3 rRNA genes are annotated in these 5,410 nt (G+C 56.6%); all 3 read left to right on the top strand.

Annotated elements, in window-relative coordinates:
• The first annotated feature begins 198 nt into the window (after positions 1-198).
• Positions 199-1,717 (top strand): 16S ribosomal RNA (locus HOV91_RS38275).
• Positions 1,718-2,042: 325 nt separating this feature from the next.
• Positions 2,043-5,154: ribosomal RNA gene (locus tag HOV91_RS38270) — 23S ribosomal RNA — on the top strand.
• A gap of 132 nt (positions 5,155-5,286) precedes the next feature.
• A 5S ribosomal RNA gene (gene rrf / locus HOV91_RS38265) occupies positions 5,287-5,403 on the top strand.
• The 16S, 23S and 5S rRNA genes sit together here, the layout of an rRNA operon.
• The last annotated feature ends 7 nt before the right edge of the window (positions 5,404-5,410 follow it).

The following is a 5,410-nucleotide window of genomic DNA, read 5'->3' as shown; positions in this document are numbered from 1 at the left end:
GTGTGTGCGTGTGTTCTTTGAGAACTCAATAGTGTGTCGATGAATGTCAGTGCCAAATATTTTTTGGTTCCGGCTCTTGCACTCCCCGTGTGGAGGGTCGGGCATTTTTTGTCAGCTTTTTGCTGGCGATTTGTTTTGCTGGGTTTTCGGACTCTAGTTTAGATATTTCTGATTCACCTTCGGGTGTTTCGTGAGTCTTCAACGGAGAGTTTGATCCTGGCTCAGGACGAACGCTGGCGGCGTGCTTAACACATGCAAGTCGAGCGGTAAGGCCCTTCGGGGTACACGAGCGGCGAACGGGTGAGTAACACGTGGGTGATCTGCCTCGCACTTCGGGATAAGCTCGGGAAACTGGGTCTAATACCGGATATGACCTGCTGTCGCATGGCGGTGGGTGGAAAGATTTATCGGTGCGAGATGGGCCCGCGGCCTATCAGCTTGTTGGTGGGGTAATGGCCTACCAAGGCGACGACGGGTAGCCGGCCTGAGAGGGCGACCGGCCACACTGGGACTGAGACACGGCCCAGACTCCTACGGGAGGCAGCAGTGGGGAATATTGCACAATGGGCGAAAGCCTGATGCAGCGACGCCGCGTGAGGGATGACGGCCTTCGGGTTGTAAACCTCTTTCGACAGGGACGAAGCGTGAGTGACGGTACCTGTAGAAGAAGCACCGGCCAACTACGTGCCAGCAGCCGCGGTAATACGTAGGGTGCGAGCGTTGTCCGGAATTACTGGGCGTAAAGAGCTTGTAGGCGGTTTGTCGCGTCGTCCGTGAAAACTTGGGGCTCAACCCCAAGCTTGCGGGCGATACGGGCAGACTTGAGTACTGCAGGGGAGACTGGAATTCCTGGTGTAGCGGTGAAATGCGCAGATATCAGGAGGAACACCGGTGGCGAAGGCGGGTCTCTGGGCAGTAACTGACGCTGAGAAGCGAAAGCGTGGGTAGCGAACAGGATTAGATACCCTGGTAGTCCACGCCGTAAACGGTGGGCGCTAGGTGTGGGTTTCCTTCCACGGGATCCGTGCCGTAGCTAACGCATTAAGCGCCCCGCCTGGGGAGTACGGCCGCAAGGCTAAAACTCAAAGGAATTGACGGGGGCCCGCACAAGCGGCGGAGCATGTGGATTAATTCGATGCAACGCGAAGAACCTTACCTGGGTTTGACATACACCGGAAACCTGCAGAGATGTAGGCCCCCTTGTGGTCGGTGTACAGGTGGTGCATGGCTGTCGTCAGCTCGTGTCGTGAGATGTTGGGTTAAGTCCCGCAACGAGCGCAACCCTTGTCCTGTGTTGCCAGCGCGTTATGGCGGGGACTCGCAGGAGACTGCCGGGGTCAACTCGGAGGAAGGTGGGGACGACGTCAAGTCATCATGCCCCTTATGTCCAGGGCTTCACACATGCTACAATGGCCGGTACAGAGGGCTGCGATACCGTGAGGTGGAGCGAATCCCTTAAAGCCGGTCTCAGTTCGGATCGGGGTCTGCAACTCGACCCCGTGAAGTTGGAGTCGCTAGTAATCGCAGATCAGCAACGCTGCGGTGAATACGTTCCCGGGCCTTGTACACACCGCCCGTCACGTCATGAAAGTCGGTAACACCCGAAGCCGGTGGCCTAACCCCTTGTGGGAGGGAGCCGTCGAAGGTGGGATCGGCGATTGGGACGAAGTCGTAACAAGGTAGCCGTACCGGAAGGTGCGGCTGGATCACCTCCTTTCTAAGGAGCATCTCCAGTGAGTGTCCCGAACAGTCGGGACAGTTCCTGGCAGAGCCGTTCATGTCCTCGAATGTGGGACTGCGGTGCTCATGGGTGGAACGCTGACAACTTCTTCGTATCGACGGTGGCCCTGTGTGGTCGCTGTGGCGGGGATATATCGACACACTGTTGGGTCCTGAAAGAACAGGCGTTCTTTCCAGGCAATATGACGACAAGGTTGATTCTTCGGTCATACCGCGGGGCTTTCGGGTTTCGGCTGGTGCCGGGTTGAGGGTTGATCTTGTGTGTTGTTTGAGAACTGCACAGTGGACGCGAGCATCTTTGTTTGTAAGTGTTGAAGAGCGTTCGGTGGATGCCTTGGCACCAGGAGCCGATGAAGGACGTAGGAGGCTGCGATAAGCCTCGGGGAGCTGTCAACCGAGCTGAGATCCGAGGATTTCCGAATGGGGAAACCCGGCACGAGTGATGTCGTGTCACCCTCCGTTGAATATATAGGCGGTGGGGAGGGAACGTGGGGAAGTGAAACATCTCAGTACCCACAGGAAGAGAAAACAATTGTGATTCCGTGAGTAGTGGCGAGCGAAAGCGGATGAGGCTAAACCATGCGTGTGTGATAGCCGGCAGGTGTTGCACGTGTGGGGTAGTGGGGCTCACTTTCCTATCACTGCCGTGGTAGGCAACAGTCAGAAAAGTGCGTGTTAGTCGAAGTGGTCTGGAACGGCCTGTCGTAGAGGGTGAGAATCCCGTAGGCGAAAATGCGTGCTCTGTTGTAGTGGGTGCCCGAGTAGCAGCGGGCCCGTGAAATCTGCTGTGAATCTGCCGGGACCACCCGGTAAGCCTGAATACTCCCTGGTGACCGATAGCGGACTAGTACCGTGAGGGAAAGGTGAAAAGTACCCCGGGAGGGGAGTGAAATAGTACCTGAAACCGGACGCTTACAATCCGTCAGAGCCTTCCCTTGTGGTGGGGTGATGGCGTGCCTTTTGAAGAATGAGCCTGCGAGTCATCGGTATGTGGCGAGGTTAACCCGTGTGGGGTAGCCGTAGCGAAAGCGAGTCCGAATAGGGCGTTGGAGTCGCATATCATGGACCCGAAGCGGAGTGATCTACCCATGGCCAGGGTGAAGCGACGGTAAGACGTCGTGGAGGCCCGAACCCACTTAGGTTGAAAACTGAGGGGATGAGCTGTGGGTAGGGGTGAAAGGCCAATCAAACTCCGTGATAGCTGGTTCTCCCCGAAATGCATTTAGGTGCAGCGTCACGTGTTTCACGCCGGAGGTAGAGCTACTGGATGGCCTAGGGGGCCCACAAGCTTACCGAAGTCAGCCAAACTCCGAATGCCGGTGTGTGAGAGCGTGGCAGTGAGACTGCGGGGGATAAGCTTCGTAGTCGAGAGGGAAACAGCCCAGATCGCCGGCTAAGGCCCCTAAGCGTGTACTAAGTGGAAAAGGATGTGGGGTCGCGAAGACAACCAGGAGGTTGGCTTAGAAGCAGCCACCCTTGAAAGAGTGCGTAATAGCTCACTGGTCAAGTGATCCTGCGCCGACAATGTAGCGGGGCTCAAGTACACCGCCGAAGCCGCGGCATTCCAGTATTATCTTGCTTTCGAGCCAGGAGCTGGGATGGGTAGGGGAGCGTCGTGCAGCCGTGGAAGCAGCAGTGTGAACTAGTTGTGGAGGCTGTGCGAGTGAGAATGCAGGCATGAGTAGCGAAAGACGAGTGAGAAACTCGTCCGCCGAATGACCAAGGGTTCCTGGGCCAGGTTAATCCGCCCAGGGTGAGTCGGGACCTAAGGCGAGGCCGACAGGCGTAGTCGATGGACAACGGGTTGATATTCCCGTACCCGTGTATCCGCGCCCAATGGCGAATCATCTGTGCTAATCGTCCTGAACCGGATCTATCACCTTCGGGTGAAGTGAGGGGGATGCACGAGACCCTGGGTGTAGTAGTCAAGCGATGGGGTGACGCAGGAAGGTAGCTGGGCCAGGTGATGGAATACCTGGTGTAAGCCTGTAGGGCGAGTGGTAGGCAAATCCGCCGCTTGTGTGCCTGAGAGGTGATGCGTAGCCGATTGAGGCGAATTCAGTGATCCTATGCTGCCGAGAAAAGCCTCTAGTGAGTTGGTACACGGCCCGTACCCCAAACCGACACAGGTGGTCAGGTAGAGAATACCGAGGCGATCGAGAGAACTGTGGTTAAGGAACTCGGCAAAATGCCCCCGTAACTTCGGGAGAAGGGGGACCACGTCTGGTGACCGGCTTTACGCTGTGAGCTGGGTGTGGTCGCAGAGACCAGAGAGAAGCGACTGTTTACTAAAAACACAGGTCCGTGCGAAGTCGTAAGACGATGTATACGGACTGACGCCTGCCCGGTGCCGGAAGGTTAAGAGGACCGGTTAGCGTTTTCGGACGCGAAGCTGAGAATTTAAGCCCCGGTAAACGGCGGTGGTAACTATAACCATCCTAAGGTAGCGAAATTCCTTGTCGGGTAAGTTCCGACCTGCACGAATGGCGTAACGACTTCTCTGCTGTCTCAACCACAGACTCGGCGAAATTGCATTACGAGTAAAGATGCTCGTTACGCGCGGCAGGACGAAAAGACCCCGGGACCTTCACTATAGCTTGGTATTGGTGTTCGGTACGGTTTGTGTAGGATAGGTGGGAGACTGTGAAGCGGGCACGCCAGTGTTCGTGGAGTCGTCGTTGAAATACCACTCTGGTCGTATTGGACTTCTAACCTCGGACCCTGATCGGGTTCAGGGACAGTGCCTGGTGGGTAGTTTAACTGGGGCGGTTGCCTCCTAAAATGTAACGGAGGCGCCCAAAGGTTCCCTCAGCCTGGTTGGCAATCAGGTGTCGAGTGCAAGTGCACAAGGGAGCTTGACTGTGAGACTGACAGGTCGAGCAGGGACGAAAGTCGGGACTAGTGATCCGGCACCGGCATGTGGAAGCGGTGTCGCTCAACGGATAAAAGGTACCCCGGGGATAACAGGCTGATCTTCCCCAAGAGTCCATATCGACGGGATGGTTTGGCACCTCGATGTCGGCTCGTCGCATCCTGGGGCTGGAGTAGGTCCCAAGGGTTGGGCTGTTCGCCCATTAAAGCGGCACGCGAGCTGGGTTTAGAACGTCGTGAGACAGTTCGGTCTCTATCCGCCGCGCGCGTCAGAAACTTGAGGAAGGCTGTCCCTAGTACGAGAGGACCGGGACGGACGAACCTCTGGTGTGCCAGTTGTCCTGCCAAGGGCACTGCTGGTTGGCTACGTTCGGAAGGGATAACCGCTGAAAGCATCTAAGCGGGAAGCCTGTTCCAAGATGAGGTTTCTCACCACCTTCGAGTGGTTAAGGCCCCCTATAGACCATGGGGTTGATAGGCCGGAACTGGAAGCACGGTAACGTGTGGAGGTGACCGGTACTAATCGGCCGAGGACTTACTGACAAAGGTTGCTACGCGTCCACTGTGCGGTATCTGAAACAACACACAGACACCCACGACATTCCCTCTGTCGACCACTCTATGGGTTGGTCGATGGGGAGTGTGTGGTGGGTGGTGTGGATAGTTTCATAGAGTTACGGCGGCCATAGCGGTAGGGAAACGCCCGGTCCCATTCCGAACCCGGAAGCTAAGCCTGCCAGCGCCGATGGTACTGCACTCGACAGGGTGTGGGAGAGTAGGACACCGCCGGAACATCCTT

The organism is Nocardia barduliensis, assembly GCF_013315795.1.
Taxonomy (GTDB): domain Bacteria; phylum Actinomycetota; class Actinomycetes; order Mycobacteriales; family Mycobacteriaceae; genus Nocardia; species Nocardia barduliensis.
This window is presented reverse-complemented; position numbering and strand designations above follow the sequence as displayed.